An 18,607-nucleotide genomic window follows, 5' to 3' on the forward strand; every position below is an offset into this window, starting at 1 on the left:
TTACCGAAATGACCACCCCGCCGGCGTGCCCGTTCGATGGTCTCGGCTCATTTCGTTCCCCGCGGTCACGATTCTCTGCGACGAACCAAAACCGGTCCCGTCTCTTCCTTTCGAGTTCGATGACGCTGGGGTTGCACCTCTCGGCGTCCTGTTTTTCCGAACCTGCAGAGGGGATGGCAAAGAACCGTGGAGCCTTCGAACCAATCGAATGACGGGCATCTGAATCTCGGGCGACTCGTCAACCGACCGCCGAGCGGTTGGCTCGACGAACCCACCTTGGTGAGCGCCACCGCGTCGACTCCGACGACGACCGCGTTCCATCTCACCGTCAAAGAGGGGCCGAACGTCGGCGCGACAGCGGTCGTCGACGACGGTTCGTGTCCCATTTTCGCCGGTACGAGTGAGGTCTGTGCGCTCGCCCTGACCGATCACCAAGCCTCGCGTCGTCACGTGCGTTTCGAAGTGCACAACGGCCAGCTTCGCGTGAGCGACGTCGGGTCGACGAACGGCACGTTCGTGAACGGCATTCGCACGGTGGAGGCCTTCCTCACCGGCGGTGAGACCGTTCGCGTCGGGGCCACGGTCATCTCGGTGATTCGTGCGCTCAACGCAGCGACCACGCCGCTTCCGCTCGAGACGTCGTTTGGCTCGTTCATCGGAGCGAGCGTTGCGATTCGTCGACTCTATCCGCTTTGCAAGAAGCTCGTCGACGCGCAAGTTCCCCTCGTCATCGAGGGCGAGACAGGCACGGGCAAGGAGGCCCTCGCCGAGGCCATCCATCGCGCTGGCCCGCGCGCCGACAAGCCCTTCGTCGTGTTCGACTGCGCGTCGGTTCCTCCGTCACTCCTGGAAGGCGCGCTCTTCGGTCATGAGCAGGGCGCCTATGCCGGTGCGAACCTCTCGCGTCCGGGCATCTTCGAAGAAGCCGACGGCGGTACGCTCTTCATCGACGAGATCGGCGACCTCGATCCCGGGCTGCAGTTGCGACTGCTCCGTGCCATCCAGAGCTCAGAGGTGCGTCGCATCGGCGGTCATCGTTGGCAGAAGGTCGACGTTCGGATCATCGTCGCGACACGCCGCGATCTCGACGTCGAAGTCGCCGAAGGCCGCTTCCGTGACGACCTCTTCTTCCGCCTCGCCGTTGGCCGCCTTGCGCTTCCGCCGCTTCGCGAGCGTCCGGAAGACATCGAGCTCCTCGCCCGACATTTCTGGTCGACGAACGCGGCTACCGATGGACGTCCCTTCCCGGAGGACGTGCTCGGTCGCCTTCGTTCCTACGCGTGGCCGGGCAACGTTCGCGAGCTCTCGAACACCATGACGCGCCTCGCGACGTACGGCGAGCTCGCGACCTCGGAGGATGGTGAGCTCTTCATCCGTCGTTCGTCGTCTGCGCCGCCGCCGCCGAATGCCGTCGACTTCCTCGATGACGTCGTCACGCAGAACCTCACCTTCGCCTCCGCGCGGGACCGCGTCATGTTCGAGTTCGAGCGCCGCTACATGCTCCATCTCGATCGAACGCACGGAGACGAGCGTGCGCGATCGGCCGCATCGGGCGTGAGCGATCGCTACCTCCGCACGCTACGTGTTCGTGGTCGCGTGAAGGAAGCTCGGAAGGAGCTCGAGGACCGTCACGCCTGACCTGCGAAGGGAATCCAGACCTGACTAATGGAAAACCGAGGCAAGCCGAGCGACCATCGCGACCATCTCGACCGTCATCACGGCGAAAGTCGCGTTCGATCTCGAGCGGCCGAACGCGACCGAACGCGACCGAACGTGACCGATACCGGGGCGAGCGCAGACGCCCGCGTGATCCATTCGATCACCCCACGCACGTTGCGAGCGGCATGTGACCGTCTCGAGCCGCTTCGACGTTTTGCCTCTTCCTGACCCACTAGAACGTGCTCTATGTTCGCGCTCAAGTGGACTCTGGCCACTCACGCGCGGCGGGGACGGCAATGGGAGGGATGGCACCGCATGGACCGGTGGCCGTTCCCGGCCAGCTCATTTCCGAGAAGTACCGGATCGACCGGGTCATCGGCGAAGGCGCGATGGGCGTCGTGTTCGAGGCGACCCACGTGCAGCTCGATGGGCGCGTGGCCCTGAAATTCCTGCGTCGCGAAGCACTCGAACGCGACGACATCGTCGGCCGCTTCTCGCAAGAGGCCCGTGCCGCCGTGAAGCTCAAGAGTGAGCACGTCGCCCGCGTGCACGACGTCGGCACCCACGACGGGATGCCGTACATGGTCATGGAGTTTCTCGAGGGGAAGAACCTCGAGGAGGTCCTCACCGTGACGGGCCCACTCGCGATCAGCGAAGCCGCGGAGTTCGTCATCGACGCGTGCGAAGGCATCAGCGAGGCGCACGTCCGAGGCATCGTCCATCGCGACATCAAGCCGGCAAACCTCTTCCGTGTCGACGAGGGCGGCTGGCATCTCATCAAGGTCCTCGACTTCGGTATTTCGAAGGCGGCCTTGTCCGGGAAAGTATCGAACGTCGACCTCAAGGCGACGTCGACCCTCATGGGCTCGCCTTTCTACATGTCGCCCGAGCAACTTCGCTCGACGCGCGACGTCGATCGGCGCACCGACATCTGGGCGCTCGGAACCGTCCTCTTCGAGCTTCTGTCGGGCCGCACGGTCTTCGACGAGACCCTCGAGTTCACCGAGCTCGTCGCGGCCATCTTCGAGAAGAAGCCGCGTTCGCTCCGGGGGTTCCGGCCCGACGTGCCGCCCGAGCTCGAGGCCATCATCAGCCGATGCCTCCAGAAGGATCCGGACGCTCGCTATCAGACGGCCGCGGAGCTCGCCATCGCGCTCGTTCCTTTCACCGAAGCGCGTCGCTCGCGCGTCGTGGCGGCGCGTGCAGCGTCGCTGGTGCGTCGGGCGGGGCTCGCACCGGAGCTCGAGGTTCCTCCCACCATTCCGCCGGGCGGGCAGAACGTCGACTCCGATTCCTACCTCAGGAACACGAGCGGTAGTTTTCGCGCGGCAAAGGCACCTGCGGTCGACGCATTCGGGGTGACGTCGCCGCCGGACCCGCTCGCAGGCCCGGTGTCGACGAGCTCGTCGCCTGCGCTGAGCAAGACCCTGCTCGCACCCGGTCTCTCGCAGAGCGCGCCGGTCGTCGTTCAAGCGAGCACGCCGCCTCCGCGTCCTGCGAAGCGCGGGTTGATGATCGGCGTCGCCGCGGCGATTGCGGTGCTCGCGGGCGTCGGCGCATTTCTCGGAACGCGGTCGTCGGCGTCGCACGACGTGCCGCCCCCGGCAGCAAAAGCCGCCGTTCCTTCGGCGCCCATGCCGATCGCCTCGCCCGAGCCGCTTCCGGTCGAAACGGCCACCGCCGGCGCGTCGGCAGCCACGCCACAGACACACGCGTCGGCATCGGCATCGGCATCGGCATCTGGGCACGTATCGAACGCTGCACAGAAGCCCGCCGGCAAGCCCGGTAGCCGTCCCGCCGTTCCCGTGAAGCCGAGTTCCTCTCCGGGCTCGGCGCCGCCGCCTTCGGATCTCGACATCCGTCGCGAGCGTTGAAGCGCCGTCGTCGTTCGTTCCCATTCTTCCGTCGTGGATAGGCCTCGATGAAACTTTCGTTTGCGCGTGCACGCTCGCTCGTTGGCTTTCCGCTGCTCGCTCTCTCTCTCGTACTCGGTAGTGCCGGCATCGCGCACGCCGACGACCTCGCCGACGAGGCCGATCTCCAATTCAACTTGGGCGCCGATCGCTACGAAGCCGGCGACTACAAAGGCGCGCTCGAGCACTTCCTCGCGTCGAACCGACTCGTTCCGAACAGGAACGTCGTCTTCAACATTGCGCGCACCTACGAGCAGCTGAAGCGCGGGCCCGACGCCTATCGCTATTACATGCAGGCGCTCGAGGAGGAGACGAACCACGCCGCTCGCAAGCGCGTCGAGGAAGCTCTCGTCCGCATCGGACCCACCGTCGCGATCTTGAAGGTGGAGACCGATCCGCCGGGAGCAACGGTCTACCTCGATCGAAAAGATCTCGGGCCGCGTGGAAACTCGCCACGCTCACTCGGGCTGGCGGCAGGGAAATACAAGGTGATCGTCGAGCTCCCCGGCTACGAGCCGGCGGAGTCCGAGCAGCCCGTCGAGGCGAAGATCGGCCAAGAGGCGCGCGTCCAGCTGCGGCTGAATCCGATCCTCGGGAGCCTCAAGATCGAAGGCGAGTCGGGGGCCGAAGTGCGCCTCGATTCGGAAGACGCGAAAGTCCTCTGCATGGTTCCCTGTACGACCACCGTGGTGCCCGGAAGGCACACGCTGCTCGTGTCCAAGGCTGGATTCCAGACCGGCGAATATCCGATCGACGTTCGCCCCAAGAGCGCGTTGAGTGTGCGCGCCAAGCTCTCGCCCGAGCTCGGCGCCGTCGTCGTGAACGCCGACGTGCGCGATGCGCTCATCACCGTCGACGATCAGCCGTACGGCTTCACGCCCGCCGTCCTCAACGTGCCGGTCGGTCCGCACGTGGTGAAGGTCTCGCAGCAAGGCTTCCGTACCGTCGAGCAGAAGGTCGACGTCGCGGTGAAGAAGCAGACGCGCGTCGACGTCCAGCTCGCGCTCCTCGAAGAAGTCACCGCTGCGAGCCGCGTGACGGAGTCGGTCGAAGACGCGCCGGCCTCGGTCACCATCATCTCGTACCAGGAGCTTCGCGCGATGGGGTACCCCACCGTCGCCGAAGCCGTGCGCGGCGTGCGAGGCCTCTACCTCTCCGACGACCGCAGCTACGCCACGATCGGCGTACGCGGATTCTCCCGCCCCGGCGACTACGGCAACCGCGTGCTCATCCTGCTCGACGGTCAGCCGATGAACGACAACTACATCTGGTCGTCGTACGTCGGGTTCGACGGTCGCGTGGACATCGACGACATCGACCGCATCGAAATCGTGCGAGGCCCGGGCTCGGTTCTCTACGGTACGAGCGCGTTCTTCGGCGTCATCAACCTCGTCACGCGCTCGCGCGATCAACGAACGCACGGCGAGGTTGCGGTTTCGACGGCGGAGTACGGCGTGGGGCGCGTGCGTTCCACCGCGGTTTTCCGCTTCTCGGAGAACGCCGGCATGTGGGCCACGGTCTCGGCCGCGCACGGAGCCGGTCGTGACTTCTTCTATCCCGAGCTCCAGGCCGATCCGCAAGATCCACAGGCCGAGCGCGGCTCCAACGGGTTGCCCATCGACGGCTACGCGCGCGGCGTCGACAGCTTCGACGCGGCGATGTTCACCGGGCGCGCCTGGTACAAGGCGGCCACGCTCCAGTGGTTCCTCAACACGAGGAACAAGAAGATCCCCACCGGCGAGTACGGCACGATCTTCGGCGACTCGCGCAACCACTACGCCGACACACGCGGCATGATCGAAGGACGCTTCGAGCCGCAGCTCTCGAAGGCCGTGCAGTCGATGAGCCGTGCGCACGCGAACCTCTACGACTTCGACGCGGGCAGTGCCTATGCCACGCGCGATGGGCTCAACCGCGACACGTATCGCGGCCGCTGGGTGGGCCTCGAACAGCGCTTCGTGTTCACGCCCACCGACCAGATCCGCGCCACGCTCGGCGGCGAAGTCATCCGGCACATCCAGACGAAGCAGCTCGGCGATTCCGATGCCGGGCCGTACATCTTCGACAATGCCGGAAATCCCGGTCGAAACGATCCCTTCACGGTCGCCGCCGGCTACGCCCTCGCCGACGTATCGTTCTCGCCGCGCTTCAAGCTCTCGGGCGGTGCGCGCCTCGACTACTACTCGAACCTCGATCAGTTCGACGTGGCCTCGGCCTTCAACCCGCGCCTGGCCGCCATCCTCAAGCCGTACGACGGTGGCGTTCTCAAGATCATGGCCGGTAAGGCGTTCCGCGCGCCGAGCGTCTACGAGCTCTATTACTCGTCGAGCACGCAGATCCCTTCGAATGGTCTCAAGCCCGAGCAGATCTATTCGGGCGAGGTCGAGCTCACGCATCGTCTCTCGCCGACGGTGCTCGCGACGGTCGCCGGCTACGGCAACTACGTCTCGCGCCTCATCGAGCTTCGCTACATCGATGCGACCATCAACCAGTATGCGAACTCCAACGCACCCGTGTTCGTTTTCGGCGGCGAGGCCGAAGTGCGTCGCGAGTGGCGTGCCGGTTGGATGGTCGCGGCCACGGCCTCCGTGCAGAAGGCCCGCTACGTCGACGACTCCTCGCTTCGTGACGTTCCGAACTCGCCGGCCGTGCTCGGCTCGGTGAAGGGCGCGGTGCCGATCATCGGCCGGAGCCTGATGGGCATGACGCGCCTCACGATCGAAGGCCCGCGTCCCGACCGCAACGTACGCACGACGGATCCCCCGCAGGGCACGACGGATGCGGGCGTGGTCTGGGATCTCGTGCTCTCCGGCGAAGCCGAGAAGCTCGGCGTTCGGTACAACCTCGGTGTCTACAACTTGATGGACTGGAAGTACGACGTCGTGCCGAGTGGCGAGTTCCGTCAACGCACGCTCGTACAGAACGGCCGTACGGCCCTCGCCAGCGTCACCGTGTCGTTCTAGCGAGGAGAGGAAACCGATGACGCTCCGATCGCGATCCGTTCTCCTCGCGTCCACCGTGGCCTTGGCCTCGATGGGCGTGTGGGCGTGCAGCGAGAATCCCTCGATCGATGGGCACAACGTGCCCAAGATCGGAGGTCTCGCGCCGCCGTCGTGCGAAGACGTGTGCAATCGGCTCGCGCAGCTTTGCGGCTATGCGCCCGTCGATTGCGTAGCGCGCTGTTCGTCTGCGGAGGAGGGCGACGATCACGCCCATCGCATCTGCATCGGGCAAGCCTCGAGCTGTCGTGAAGCGCTCGAGACGTGTGGAAACGCGGATAGCGGCGACCAAGCCGGGGGCCCATCCGGTAGTGTCGGCTCGACCGGCGACGCTGCCGGACCGGATGCCGGAGACGACGCCGACGCGGGCTGAGTTCGCAGCTCGCTCTCGTGTCGCACGAGCACTCTGACGCGACGAGCCAATCGCCAGACCGCGATCGGCAGGGCGCGCTCGCGCATGCTACGAGATCGAAGGCGATGCACCTCTTCGGTCACCTCAAGGCGTACGACTACGGCGAAGTTCACTTCAAGTTCGACAAGGCGAGCGGCCTCAAGGCGATCATCGCCATCCACGATTCGCGCCTCGGTCCGGCGCTGGGTGGCTGTCGGTTCATCGATTACGTCAACGACGAGGCCGCGCTGATCGACGCGCTGCGCCTTGCTCGTGGCATGACCTACAAAGCGGCGCTTGCCGGGCTCGCCCACGGCGGCGGCAAGAGCGTCATCGTCCGCCCCAAGGAGCGCTTCGATCGCGTCGCACTGTTCCGCGCCTTCGGCAAGTTCGTCGACGACCTCGGCGGTCACTACATCACGGCCGAAGACAGCGGTACGGGACTCGAGGACATGGAGGTCATTCGCACGGTGACGAAGAGCGTCACCGGCGTCGACGTCGCCAACGGTGGCTCGGGCGATCCTTCGCCGTTCACGGCGCTCGGCGTGCGTCGCGGCATCGAGGCTTGCGTGAAGTTCAAGCTAGGACGCGACTCGCTCGCGGGCGTGCACGTCGCCGTGCAGGGCGTGGGGCACGTTGGCTATCACCTCTGCAAAGAGCTGCATGCCGTCGGGGCCACCATTTCCGTGGCCGACGTCGATCCTCTGAAGACCGAGCGTGCCCAGCGCGAGTTCGGCGCGAGCGTGGTTCCGCTCGACTCGATTTTCGAGGTCGATTGCGACGTCCTCGCCCCCTGCGCCCTCGGCTCGGCCCTCAACGACACGACGATTCCGCGTCTCCGGGCGACCATCGTGGCAGGCGCCGCGAACAACCAGCTCGCCGAGCCTCGCCATGGCGACGACCTCTACGCGCGCGACATTCTCTACGCGCCGGACTACGCCATCAACGCGGGCGGTCTCGTCAACGTGGCCCAGGAAGTCCTCGGCTACGACGCGAAGAAGGCGCGCGAGAAGACGATGACCATCTACGACACGATCTACGAAATCGCCGATCGCAGCCGCAAGACGGATGCGCCGACGTACAAGATCGCGGACATGATGGTCGAAGAGAAGCTCGCCCTCGTGGCGGAAGGCCGGTCTTAGTTCTTCGCCTTCGCGTCGACCGGGGTGTCGAGCGTGCGCTCGGCGACGTCGAGAGGGACTTCGCCGAGCTCGGACCACGCGTGGGCCCGCGCTTTTGGATCGTCGCCTCGCGCAAGGAGCAGGGCCGCGTAGCCACCGCCGAGCGCCGAAACCGGGCGGGCGAGGGCCATGCGCTCCCAGCGCGCCGTGATATCGGGTGACGGACGAGCCATCGTGTGGTGCTTGGCGGTCGTCGCTTCGATCGTGCCCCCGCGCGCCGTGTCGAGCGCCCATTGAGCGATGACGACGTGGTCGTGCAGCGCCACGAGCGCTGCGGCCTTGGCGGCATCGTCGCTCGCATCGGCCAGCGTGTGCCTCAGCCGACACGCCGAGACGCGCTCCGGCGGAGGAACCATCGAGCGCATGCGCGAGCCGGGCACGGCGTCGACGCATGGTGTATCGGGCTCGTTCTTGCGGGCTTCGGGGAACACCAGCTTCGCCACGCGTGCGCCAAGGTCGTCGCCCGAGAGCTTCGCGGCTTCGGCGGCCTTCTCTGCGCGAGCGCGAAGATCTTTCTCGGTAGCGTCGAAGGCCTTCTCCATGGCCTCGGGGCTGCCTTCGAGCCCGAGGTGGGCGCGTACGCGGGTCGCCGTCTGCGACCAATCGTGGGCCGCGCGCGGGCGCTGTCCGTTCTGGGCCTCGAGAGCCTCGCGAAGCTGGACGAGCTTGGCGGTCGAGTCACGGAAGCCGGGCGCGTCGATCTCGTGTTCGAGTGCGTCGAGTGCGTCGTCGAGCTCGCGCGCGCGGATGACGTCGAGCTTGGTGGGGCTCGCGGCGACCGATGCGCGAAGCTCCTCGAGCCTACGCGTGAGCCAGCGGTCGCGTTCGGCGGCCTGCTCCTTCGACGAGGGCGCCGTCCAAGTCTCCACCACACCGCGAACCAGTGAACTCGCCGAGCGCGGAAGTGCGCGTTCCTCGTCGAGGCGTACGCTTTCTTCGTCGATGAGGCGTCCGAGCAGCTCGCGTTCGAACGCTGGCGCGGGCGTCATCGCGGAGGCCTGGCTCGGCAGTTCCTTGGGCGTCGAGGCGAGCTTGGCCTTCGCCGAGGCGAGGCCCCGCGCGCGGGCTTCGAACGAGAACGGGTCGATGGCCCCGTCGACGGCGGCCAAGCTGGGATCCTCCGCGAGGAGGGCGCCCATCGTGACGCGCCGGAGATCGTCTTCGCCCGGAGTGACGCGCGCACGGAGCGCGACGCGCCGATCGAGCGCCGACAGATCACGCAGGAGCTCGTCCTCGGTCTTCTCGAAGGCCTGAACACGCGCCGCGGCGTTGGCCGGGTTTTCTTCCGCGGGTGACCGAGCCGCATTCCCGCCGCCACAACCCACCAGCAGAAAGAGGCCGAGAACGCCGGTAACGAGCGTCGAACGCATGAGCTTTCACATCCCCATGATCTTGACGATGAGCCGCTTGTCTCGCTGCCCGTCGAACTCCGCGTAGAACACGCGCTGCCACGTGCCGAGGTCGAGGCGCCCCTTGGTGATCGGCACGATGACCTCGTGGTGGACGAGCATCGACTTGAGATGCGCATCGCCGTTGTCTTCGCCCGTTCGGTGATGCTTGTAATCTTCACGGAACGGCGCGATGCCCTCGAGCCACTTCCAGATGTCCTCGTGGAGGCCCGACTCGTTGTCGTTCACGAAGACGCCCGCCGTGATGTGCATGGCGCTGACGAGCATGAAGCCCTCGACGATGCCGCTCCGGTCGAGCACCTCTTCGAGCTGTGGCGTGAGATGAACGAGCTCGCGGCGCTTCTTCGTGTGGAACGTGAAGTATTCGGTGTGGGACTTCATGGTGGATCGAGGACGAGCTGGTTTTGCCGGCTAGTTTAGCGCTCGGCGCCTAGGGCCGACGGTTCGCCGGAAAGTCGCAGTTCGCGGTCGCATTCTCAGGGAGCCGACGGCGCATGTGTGCCAGCTTCGGCGCCGGCGCCCGCTTCAGCTGTTCCCGCCTCGCCGGCGTCTGCGAGCGGAAGGCGCGATCGCGGAATATGCTGGCTCCCGCCGGTCATGCCGATCGCGATGATCGCGCCTACGGCGAGCACCATCGCGGCGAGCAGGAGGAGGACGAGGTTGCGTCCTTGGGTGGTTGGCGTGCGGGGGACTTGGTTCATCGGTTCCGAAAGGCGAGGGCAGGCACTCTAGCAGGGTCTTTTCGCACCTGTTCGGCGCAGCCGGGCCGTTATACCGTGGGATCGTGATTGCCGATTCGCTTGGCTCCTCCGCTTCTGCCGTGACCCGCGTCGTCTCCGAGGCTGTTTCTCATTGCGCTCGTCTTGGTACGCGCTCGGCAGCTCGTTCGGCACGTGCGCTTTGGCCGCTGATCCAGCGGCTGAACCAGGCCATCGAGAAGCCCGCGATCAAACCGGCGTGGGCGCCTGCGCCGCTCCTCAAGCGCCACGAGCGGACGTTTCCGCAGCTGGGCTTTCCCCGCGAGACCGACTCGCTCTGCCCGCGATGCGTCAAAGAGGTCCGTACGGACGTGCTCAGTGGCGCGCGCGACCTCCGCGAGCTGATCGACGGCCGCCCCGGCGAGATCAAGGCGCGCATCGTCGAGAAGGTGGTCGACGGTCGCAACTGCGTGGTGATGGAGAAGGAGTGCCCGACGCACGGCGTCTTCGAAGACGTCATGGCGGTCGACCCGGGGTTCCTGCGCCGCCTCGAGAACCTCTATCCGGGCCGCGACTTCCTCGCGCCGCTCACGAAGCTCCGCGAGCACGGTAGCTCGAGCATCAAGTACGGGCGCGGCAGCGTGCTCACCGTGGATCTCACGAACCGCTGCAACATGATGTGCGACCCATGCTTCATGGACGCGAACCAGGTTGGTTACGTCCACGAGCTCGAGTGGGACGACGTGAAGAAGATCCTGGACGACGCCATCACGGTGCAGCCGCGCCGTCAGATGAGCATCCAGTTCTCGGGCGGCGAGCCCACGCTCAGCCCGCACTTCTTCCGCGCCATCGAGTACGCCCGCGAGGTCGGCTTCTTCGCCGTGCAGTGCGCGACGAACGGCATCGAGTTCGCCAAAGATCCGGAGTTCGCCCACAAGGCCAAGAAGGCCGGCCTCCGCATGGCGTACCTGCAGTTCGACGGCATCGGCAACGAGGTCAACGCGCACCGCAAGGTCGGAAACCTCTACGACGTGAAGGTCCGCGCGATCGAAAATCTGCATGCTGCAGGCATCGACGTGATCCTCGTCGTCACCGTCGTGAACGGCGTGAACGACCACCACGTCGGAAAGATCGTCGACTTCGCGATCGAGAACGCCGACAAGGTCACCGTCGTCAGCTTCCAGCCCGTGAGTTTCACCGGGCGCGACGAAGACATCACCGACGAGCAGCGCAAGGCCCAGCGCTACACGCTCTCGCACCTCGCGCACGACATCAAAGACCAGTGCGGCTTCTCCGAGCCGATGCGCGATTGGTTCCCGCTCTCGGCGATGGGGCCCTTCAGCGACCTCACCGATACGCTCCTCGGCGACCGCGCCGACTGGGGCTCGATGAAGTGCGGCTGTCATCCGAACTGCGGCATCGGCACGGTGTTCTTCGTCAACAAGAAGACCAAGCAGGCCGTTCCGCTCACCGAGTTCCTGAACCTCGAGCAGCTCTTGCTCGACATCCAGGAGATCACCGACGCCGCGCAGGGCCGCACGCTCACGCTCGCCGAGGTGGCTCTCTCGATCCTGAAGAATTTCGACGCCGACAAGTCGCCCATCAGCTTCCCCACGCTGCTCAAGCAGTTTCTCAGCCAGACCGGCGCGCGCGGCAAGAAGATCGGTCAGTTCGAGAGCGACGCGCACGAGTTCGAGTGGCGCATCCTCTTCGTCGCCGGCATGTGGTTCCAGGATCTCTTCAACTACGACTTCCGCCGAACGGAGATGTGCATCATCCCGTACGGCACGCAGATGGGTGAGATCAGCTTCTGCGCCTACAACACGGGCGTCGGCTGGCGTCAGGTCATCGAGAAGATGAAGGCCACGGCGAGCGTCGCCGATTGGTACCGCACGAAGGGCCGCCACCCCATCTACGCCAAGGGCCAGGATCTCCCGCTCCCCGCGGCGCTCGGCACGGTGACGCTCCCGCCGGAGCGCAAGGAAGGCGGGGGCAAGCGCGTTCGCCTGCCCGTCGTCTCGACCTGACCTCGGTCGAGAAAAAGCTCCTCGCGGGCGAGGTCCAGCGCTGAAGCTCGGTTGGAACGACGCGAACGACGGGGGCGGTCAAAGATCCGGGGCGTTCGTATAGACCCACGTCGCGAAGAACGGTCGCATGTCGCGACCGCTGGCGTCGTCGAACGCTGCGCGAAGATCCTCGGTGGTTGCTCCGTGGTCGGCGCGTTGCTCTACGTAGCGATGAATGGCCCGCCAGAAGACTTCGTCGCCGAGTTCGGTCCGCAGTTTGTGCAGCACCAAGGCGCCACGGGCATAGGTCACACCGCGCGCTTGAAGCTCTGAATCGTCGATGCTCCGCCGCGGAAGACCGGGGGGAGCGAGCGAGATCGGCGCGTCATGCCCGTCCTCGTGAACCTTCGCCGATCGCTTGCGCCAAAGCGCCACCTCGCGATCGTACTCGTCGCGTCCCCAACGACGTTCTTTGGCGGCCGCGACCATGAACGTCGCGAAACCTTCGTTGAGCCAGAAGTCCCTGAAGTCGACGCAGGGAACGAGCCACCCAAACCATTGATGAGCGAGCTCGTGCGAAAAGATCCAATCTTCGCGTGGCGTCCGTCGGAGGTCGGCGAGCGCTTTCGCCCCGAGCAACGAGAAGCCCGCGGCCTCCTGAGCTGCGTTGTCCCGGACGAAGACCTGGCGATACTCGTCGGCGGGAAGCGGCACGCCGATCGTCTTCTGGAAGAATCGCAGCGTCGACGCGGTCGTCGCCAGCGCCCCACGAAGGTCTTCACCCGGCGGCCCCCACGCGCGCAGCCTCACGCCGTCGACGTCGAGCTCCGCTTCGTCGAAGTGCCCAGCGGCAAAGGCATAGAGAAAGGGAGGCGACGAGCGCTTCAGCTCGAACGTGGAACTCGCTCGTCCGCCGAGCGCCTGCGCTGACGGCGAGGCGTGCCCGCTCGCCGTGACCTTCCACTCCGGAGGAGCGTCGATGCGCACGGTGAGCGTCGCGCGCTGAGAGGCGTCTCGGAGCGTAGGCATCCACGCGGAGGCGTCATAGCCAGCCCATACTTGATCCTCGGCGACGTGCAGTGTGTCGTGCCCTTCGACGTCCCACGCGGCCTCGATGGGCGCTTCCGCGAGGGCCGGCAGGGGCGAGGGGAGCTTCATGCAGAGATGGCCGTCCGCGACACGGATCCCCAAAGGTTGGGAGTTGGAGCGGACGCTCGCGATGCGCAGAGCGCGGATGTCGAGCACGACGATAGGTGTAGGCCTCCGCGCGCGGACGTGGATCGTGCCTTCGCCGTGGAGCGAGCTGGGGGCTCGATGAATCGTGAGGCGAATGTCGTGGTGCACGACGTCGATGGCGCCTGCCGCTTCTCGGCATTCCTCGAGTCCCGGCGATTGGGCCGTCGCCGTCGTTTTCGGCGTTTCCCGCAGGGGGCGCTGCGATTGGCCGCCCGACCCGCTGCAACCGCACGACGCTGCGACGAGCCACACGATGATCGACCGCGAAATGCGCCACGTCGACATGCCCTCGTCTCGCACGTCGCTCCCGCCATCGCAACCGTCCGACAAGGTCATCGGGGCAATCGCGCACGTCGATACCACGCCAGGGTAGGGGGCGATGCGACGCCCACGCCCCTTGTCCACGAGCTGGCGACAATCCTGATGTCTACTATAATGACGCTCTGTGTACTTTAGCAAACGAGAGGAGGCCGCCGTCTTGAGCCGTCGAAAACCTTCACGACCGATCACGGCGGCCCCGAACGACATCGACGACCGCGCGCTGCAATTGGACCTCGTCGCGTTCTGGTGGGCGCCGCTCTTGGGCTTCCTCTCGTCCGAATTCGAGGGTATCCGATCGTGCTCGGGGCCTGGATGAGCGCACATCACGAGCCGTTCGACGTCGCCCGTGCACGGCGCGACACACCGGGGTGTGCAGCGGTCGTGCACTTCAACAACGCCGGGGCATCCTTGGCGCCGACTCCCGTGTTCGATGCGGTGGTCGAGCATCTGACGCTCGAAGCGCAGATGGGGGCGTACGAAGCCCAGGACGCGCGCCGTGAGCGGATCGAACACGTCTATCACGCGGCCGCGCGACTGCTCGGCGCCGCGCACGACGAGATTGCCATCGTCGAGAATGCAACGCGCGCATGGGACATGGCGTTCTATGCGCTGCAGTTTCGCCCGGGCGACCGCATCCTCGTCTCCAGCACGGAATACGTGAGCAGCGTCGTCGCGCTGCTTCAGACGGCCAAGCGCAACGGCGCGGTCATCGAGACGATCCCGAACGACGAAGACGCGCAGATCTCGATCGGTGCACTGCGATCCATCATCGACGAGCGCGTGAAGCTCATCGCCGTCACGCATGTCCCTTCGAACGGCGGACTCATCGCCCCGTCGCCGAGGTCGGCCGGATCGCACGCGAGGCCGGAGTCCTTTACCTGCTCGACGCCTGTCAATCGCTCGGGCAGCTGCCCGTCGATGTGCAAACGATCGGATGTGACATCCTCACCGCGACGGGGCGGAAGTTCTTGCGAGGGCCTCGCGGCACCGGGTTGCTCTACGTGAAGCGCTCCCTCGCTCTCCAGCTCGAGCCGCCTTTCCTCGACGTTCACGCCGCGACGCTGATTTCCCCCGATCGCTACGAGATTCGCGCCGACGCACGGCGCTTCGAGACATGGGAGGGGCACGTCGCAGGCAAAATCGGCCTCGGCGTCGCCATCGACTACGCACTCGGCTGGGGGCTCGAGTCCATCGCTCTCAGGGTCCAGGCCCTCGCTTCCAGGCTACGGAGCGCTCTCCGGAGCATTCCACGGGTGACCGTCCACGACGTGGGACGACAGCAGTGTGGCATCGTCACCTTCACCATCGAGAACCGCTCGTCCGCGGAGATCAAAGACCTGCTGCACGAGCGCGGAATCAACGTCTCCGTCTCTTCGGTGACGAGCTCCCCGATCGACATGGCGCAGCGCGGCCTCGGCCCCCTCGTCCGCGCGTCGGTCCACTATTACAACACCGAGGAAGAGGTGGACCACGTGGTCCACGTCATCTCGTGCGCCGCGACCGCTCACGAACAATGAGCGCGAAATTAGAGAAACTTAGGCTGGCGTGACGGCGTCGACGACCAGCTTGCCGTTCTCCATGTCGACGGTGGCGACGTCGCCGCGTTGGAGCTCGCCCTTCAGGATCATCTCCGCGATGGGCGCTTCGACGTGGCGGCCGATGGCGCGGCGCATGGGGCGGGCGCCCATTTCGGGGTCGAAGCCGCCGGCGTCGAGGAGGCCCTCGATGGCGGCTCCGCTCACGTCGAGCTTCACGCCGCGCGAGAGCTCGAGATCCCTCGCGAGCGAGCGGAGGATGCGGCGGGCGACTTCGGCCACGTCGTCGCGCCCGAGCGGCGCGAAGGCGAGGACTTCGTCGAAGCGGTTCACGAGCTCGGGCGGCAGCGCCTTGCGAGCGGCCTCGGCGACGGCGTCCTGATAGGCCGAGATTTCCTTGGCGCGAGCGTCGTCGCGGCGGACAGGAGCAGGGCCGAAGCCGATGCGCGCGCGCGTCGAGCTCTTCTGCGGTGAGAGCTCCGCGCCGATGTTCGACGTGAGGAGAATGACCGTGTTCGTGAAGTCGACCGTGCGGCCGCGCCCGTCCGTCAGGCGGCCTTCGTCGAAGACCTGCAGGAAGCCTTCGAGCACGTCGCGGTGCGCCTTCTCGATCTCGTCGAGGAGAACGACCTGGTACGGACGACGACGCACGGACTCGGTGAGCTGGCCGCCGGCATCGTGACCGACGTAGCCCGGAGGGGCGCCGACGAGACGCGAGATGGCGTGCGACTCGGCGTACTCCGAGAGGTCGAGGCGCGTCATCGCGCTCTCCGAGTGGAAGAGGCACTCGGCGATGGCTTTGGCCGTCTCCGTCTTGCCGACGCCCGTGGGCCCGAGCAGAAGGAACGTGCCGATGGGACGCTTCGAGCGGAAGCCCGAGGCGTTGCGACGAAGCACCGTGGCGATGCGCGCGAGCGCCTGCTTGTGACCGACGATGCGGTCGCCGAGGAGTTCTTCGATGCGGAGAAGACGCTCGGCATCCGTCTCGAGCAAGCGCTCCTCGGGCACGCCGGCGAGCTCGCTCATGACCTCGGCCACGTGCAGCGGTTCGACGGCTGACTCCCCACGACGACGCGCGCGAGCGCCGGCGAGGTCGAGGATTTGAACGGCCTTGTCGGGCAGCGCCTTGCTCGGCAAGTAGCGCACGCTCCAGGTCACCGCCTTGGCGAGCGCGTTCTCGTCGTAGCGGCAGCCGTGGTGTTTCTCGAAGATGGGCGTCACGCCCTCGATGGCGAGCAGGGCCTCTTCGGGCGACAGTTCGCAGATCTCGATGGGCGTGAAGCAGCGCGAGAGCCCGGGATCAGAGTCGATCGCACGGCGATAGTCCTGCTCGGTGGTCGCGCCCATGCACACGATCTCGCCGCGGGCGAGGGCGAGGCGTAGCTCGCTGGCCGCTTCGTCGCCGGCGTCCTGTCCGAAGAGAACGTGCATCTCGTCGAAGAAGAGGATGATGCGGCCCTTCGCGCGCGCGACCTCGGTCTTGATCTGTCCGAGGCGCTCGGCGAGCGAGCCGCGAACGGCCGTCCCGGCGAGCAGTGCGGCGGGCTCGAGGCCGACGATGATCTTCTCTTCGAAGCAAGCGACGTCGACGCCCTCGGCAATGCGCGCCGCGAGGCCACGCACCACGCTCGTCTTGCCGACGCCGGGCGCGCCGATCAGACATGCATTGTTCGCGTAACGCTTGGCGAGCACGTCGAGCGCGCGTTCGATCTCGGCATCTCGACCGACGACCGGATCGAGCTCGCCCTTGGCTGCGCGCTCGGTGAGGTTCTGTCCGAGCGCACAGAGCAGCGGGAACTGCTTCGGATCGAGGGCGAAACGATCGGCGCGTGTTGCCGGGGCTGCCGTCCGCTTCTTGCTCCGCTGATGAGGAGGCTTGTGGGCGGGCGCCGGCTGCGCGGGAGCCTTGTTCGCCGGGGGCGGCGTAGGAACCGCGACGATCGGCGTCGGCGGCTTCGCGGTGACCGGCGGAGTCGAGGGACGCACCGAGGGCGGGGGAGGCGACGAGGGTGTCGGCGGACGGGTCGACGGCGTCGTCCTCGCGACCGGAGCCGAGGGCATGATCCCGCTCGAGCGAAGTCCCTCACGCTGCGCGTTCGCCGAGACGGGAACCGTCACCGGTCGCCGCGGCGGGGCAATCCCCATGGCGAGCTGCATGGACACGACGCGCAGGCGCGTGACGTCGATCCCGCACTGGACCATCGCGCGATGCGCGGCGGTGCCACTCTCCTGGCAGAGCGCGAAGAGAACGTGCACCGAACGGGCTTCCGTCCGCCCTGCACCACCTCGGCCCGCCAGCTCACGCGCGCGCTGAATCGCACGGTTCATCGCGTCGGCGGCGTCGTCGACCGTGATGCGTGCCGCCTTGAGAACGACCTCTGGATCGAGACGTCGCTCGAGGAGCAGCTGCGCAGCATCGTCCTGGCCACTCGCGACGGCGGCCAACAAATGGGTCGTCGTCGGCTTCTGGCCGCGCTGCTGCGCAAGGTCCTCGGCCAAACGGCGGAGAGCCGCGAGATCGGGCTCGCGGGTCGAGAGCGCTCTCTGCATCTTGCTTGCCATCGCATGGGCAGCGACGTGGGGCCAAGAAAGCGCAGGCCTGGTCGGCTGCGCGCCACACTCGAGCTTGTGGCACGCAGCCTGCTTCGCCATCCGCGCGCGCGACAGGGGCTATGTCCGCTGCGCGATGGGAGGCGCGAGCTCGGAGCGCGTTGACTCGCGTTACCCGCTGAAGCGGTGTTTCACGGTGGCGCCGTGCGGTGGGCCCTTACTGAAGCGAAGTGAGCTCGCGATGGGAGGGGCGAGCTCGGGGGCGCGTTTGGCTCGCGTTAAGCGCCGAAGCGGGTGTTTGTCCGATCGCCGGCGGTGAGCGCACGCGCGAGGACAAAGCGCGTCGCGCGCAGCGTGACCCGCTCGAGCGCATGCGGAGCGACGATCTCCTGCGTAACGAGGTCGGCGCCCGCGAGCCAAACGCGCCCCCGAGCGCGCCCCGTCAGAAAAGCGACTCGATGAAGCGCGTCCTCCTGCGAGCGCGTGAAGACGCGCAGAGGCGAGCAAAATGCGACGGGCGGAATGTTCGTGGGGGCGAACGATCGGTTGTCCCGCGGTTGGGGGCGACTTCGAGTGAGGACTCGCTCGGTTGGATGCGTGCGCTAGCGACTGCGAGAGGCGTGGGCACGTCGATCGAGTCGTCGATTGTTCGGGTTCGAAGAACATCGCGCTGAACGCTCGTCGATTTCGTTGGCGTGTTCAGCCTTCA

General features: G+C 66.5%; 11 protein-coding genes and 1 pseudogene. 7 read left to right on the forward strand and 5 right to left on the reverse strand.

Annotation, left to right across the window (positions count from 1 at the left end):
- The first annotated feature begins 186 nt into the window (after positions 1-186).
- The 5 genes from AKJ09_RS17360 to AKJ09_RS17380 all read left to right on the forward strand — a co-directional run bounded on the left by AKJ09_RS17360 (position 187) and on the right by AKJ09_RS17380 (position 8,104).
- Positions 187-1,638 (forward strand): sigma 54-interacting transcriptional regulator, encoded by a 1,452-nt coding sequence (locus AKJ09_RS17360; protein ID WP_146648320.1) that lies wholly within the window; start codon positions 187-189, stop codon positions 1,636-1,638.
- 326 nt (positions 1,639-1,964) lie between these two features.
- Entirely contained in the window at positions 1,965-3,533 is a 1,569-nt protein-coding gene (locus AKJ09_RS17365; protein WP_169927609.1) for a serine/threonine-protein kinase, read from the forward strand.
- Between the two features lie 47 nt (positions 3,534-3,580).
- Positions 3,581-6,535 carry a TonB-dependent receptor domain-containing protein gene (locus AKJ09_RS17370; RefSeq protein ID WP_146648322.1) on the forward strand — a complete coding sequence of 985 codons (2,955 nt, stop codon included), beginning with the start codon at positions 3,581-3,583 and terminating at the stop codon, positions 6,533-6,535.
- A 16-nt stretch (positions 6,536-6,551) separates the two neighbouring features.
- Positions 6,552-6,944 carry a hypothetical protein gene (locus AKJ09_RS17375; protein WP_146648323.1) on the forward strand — a complete coding sequence of 131 codons (393 nt, stop codon included), beginning with the start codon at positions 6,552-6,554 and terminating at the stop codon, positions 6,942-6,944.
- A gap of 104 nt (positions 6,945-7,048) precedes the next feature.
- Positions 7,049-8,104 carry a Leu/Phe/Val dehydrogenase gene (locus AKJ09_RS17380; RefSeq protein ID WP_146648324.1) on the forward strand — a complete coding sequence of 352 codons (1,056 nt, stop codon included), beginning with the start codon at positions 7,049-7,051 and terminating at the stop codon, positions 8,102-8,104.
- Here AKJ09_RS17380 and AKJ09_RS17385 read toward each other — a convergent pair.
- The 3 genes from AKJ09_RS17385 to AKJ09_RS17395 all read right to left on the reverse strand — a co-directional run bounded on the left by AKJ09_RS17385 (position 8,101) and on the right by AKJ09_RS17395 (position 10,253).
- Positions 8,101-9,513 carry a hypothetical protein gene (locus tag AKJ09_RS17385; RefSeq protein ID WP_146648325.1) on the reverse strand — a complete coding sequence of 471 codons (1,413 nt, stop codon included), beginning with the start codon at positions 9,511-9,513 and terminating at the stop codon, positions 8,101-8,103. The genes AKJ09_RS17380 and AKJ09_RS17385 overlap by 4 nt on opposite strands.
- 6 nt (positions 9,514-9,519) lie before the next feature.
- On the reverse strand, positions 9,520-9,933 hold the full coding sequence (locus AKJ09_RS17390) for a secondary thiamine-phosphate synthase enzyme YjbQ (protein WP_146648326.1): 414 nt from the start codon (positions 9,931-9,933) through the stop codon (positions 9,520-9,522).
- Between the two features lie 95 nt (positions 9,934-10,028).
- Positions 10,029-10,253 (reverse strand): hypothetical protein, encoded by a 225-nt coding sequence (locus tag AKJ09_RS17395; RefSeq protein WP_146648327.1) that lies wholly within the window; start codon positions 10,251-10,253, stop codon positions 10,029-10,031.
- Between the two features lie 83 nt (positions 10,254-10,336).
- Between AKJ09_RS17395 and AKJ09_RS17400 the strand changes: the two genes are divergently transcribed.
- Positions 10,337-12,277 (forward strand): radical SAM protein, encoded by a 1,941-nt coding sequence (locus AKJ09_RS17400; protein ID WP_240488507.1) that lies wholly within the window; start codon positions 10,337-10,339, stop codon positions 12,275-12,277.
- A 78-nt stretch (positions 12,278-12,355) separates the two neighbouring features.
- Here the strand turns inward: AKJ09_RS17400 and AKJ09_RS17405 are convergent, their stop codons facing one another.
- Positions 12,356-13,828, reverse strand: a complete 1,473-nt coding sequence (locus AKJ09_RS17405; RefSeq protein WP_169927610.1) for a M1 family aminopeptidase — start codon at positions 13,826-13,828, stop codon at positions 12,356-12,358.
- Between the two features lie 297 nt (positions 13,829-14,125).
- Here AKJ09_RS17405 and AKJ09_RS17410 point away from each other — a divergent pair.
- Positions 14,126-15,330: pseudogene (locus AKJ09_RS17410) on the forward strand (aminotransferase class V-fold PLP-dependent enzyme).
- Positions 15,331-15,348: 18 nt separating this feature from the next.
- Here AKJ09_RS17410 and AKJ09_RS17415 read toward each other — a convergent pair.
- On the reverse strand, positions 15,349-17,898 hold the full coding sequence (locus AKJ09_RS17415) for an ATP-dependent Clp protease ATP-binding subunit (RefSeq protein WP_146655567.1): 2,550 nt from the start codon (positions 17,896-17,898) through the stop codon (positions 15,349-15,351).
- Positions 17,899-18,607 lie beyond the last annotated feature (709 nt).

Origin of the sequence: Labilithrix luteola, assembly GCF_001263205.1 — a bacterium.
GTDB lineage: Bacteria > Myxococcota_A > Polyangia > Polyangiales > Polyangiaceae > Labilithrix > Labilithrix luteola.

Excerpts from the sequence above, each read along its gene's own strand:
- AKJ09_RS17365 (WP_169927609.1), top strand. The coding sequence starts at position 1,965 with ATGGCACCGCATGGACCGGTGGCCGTTCCCGGCCAGCTCATTTCCGAG.
- AKJ09_RS17370 (WP_146648322.1), top strand. The coding sequence starts at position 3,581 with ATGAAACTTTCGTTTGCGCGTGCACGCTCGCTCGTTGGCTTTCCGCTG.
- AKJ09_RS17375 (WP_146648323.1), top strand. The coding sequence starts at position 6,552 with ATGACGCTCCGATCGCGATCCGTTCTCCTCGCGTCCACCGTGGCCTTG.
- AKJ09_RS17380 (WP_146648324.1), top strand. The coding sequence starts at position 7,049 with ATGCACCTCTTCGGTCACCTCAAGGCGTACGACTACGGCGAAGTTCAC.
- AKJ09_RS17385 (WP_146648325.1), bottom strand. The coding sequence starts at position 9,513 with ATGCGTTCGACGCTCGTTACCGGCGTTCTCGGCCTCTTTCTGCTGGTG.
- AKJ09_RS17390 (WP_146648326.1), bottom strand. The coding sequence starts at position 9,933 with ATGAAGTCCCACACCGAATACTTCACGTTCCACACGAAGAAGCGCCGC.
- AKJ09_RS17395 (WP_146648327.1), bottom strand. The coding sequence starts at position 10,253 with ATGAACCAAGTCCCCCGCACGCCAACCACCCAAGGACGCAACCTCGTC.
- AKJ09_RS17405 (WP_169927610.1), bottom strand. The coding sequence starts at position 13,828 with ATGACCTTGTCGGACGGTTGCGATGGCGGGAGCGACGTGCGAGACGAG.
- AKJ09_RS17415 (WP_146655567.1), bottom strand. The coding sequence starts at position 17,898 with ATGCAGAGAGCGCTCTCGACCCGCGAGCCCGATCTCGCGGCTCTCCGC.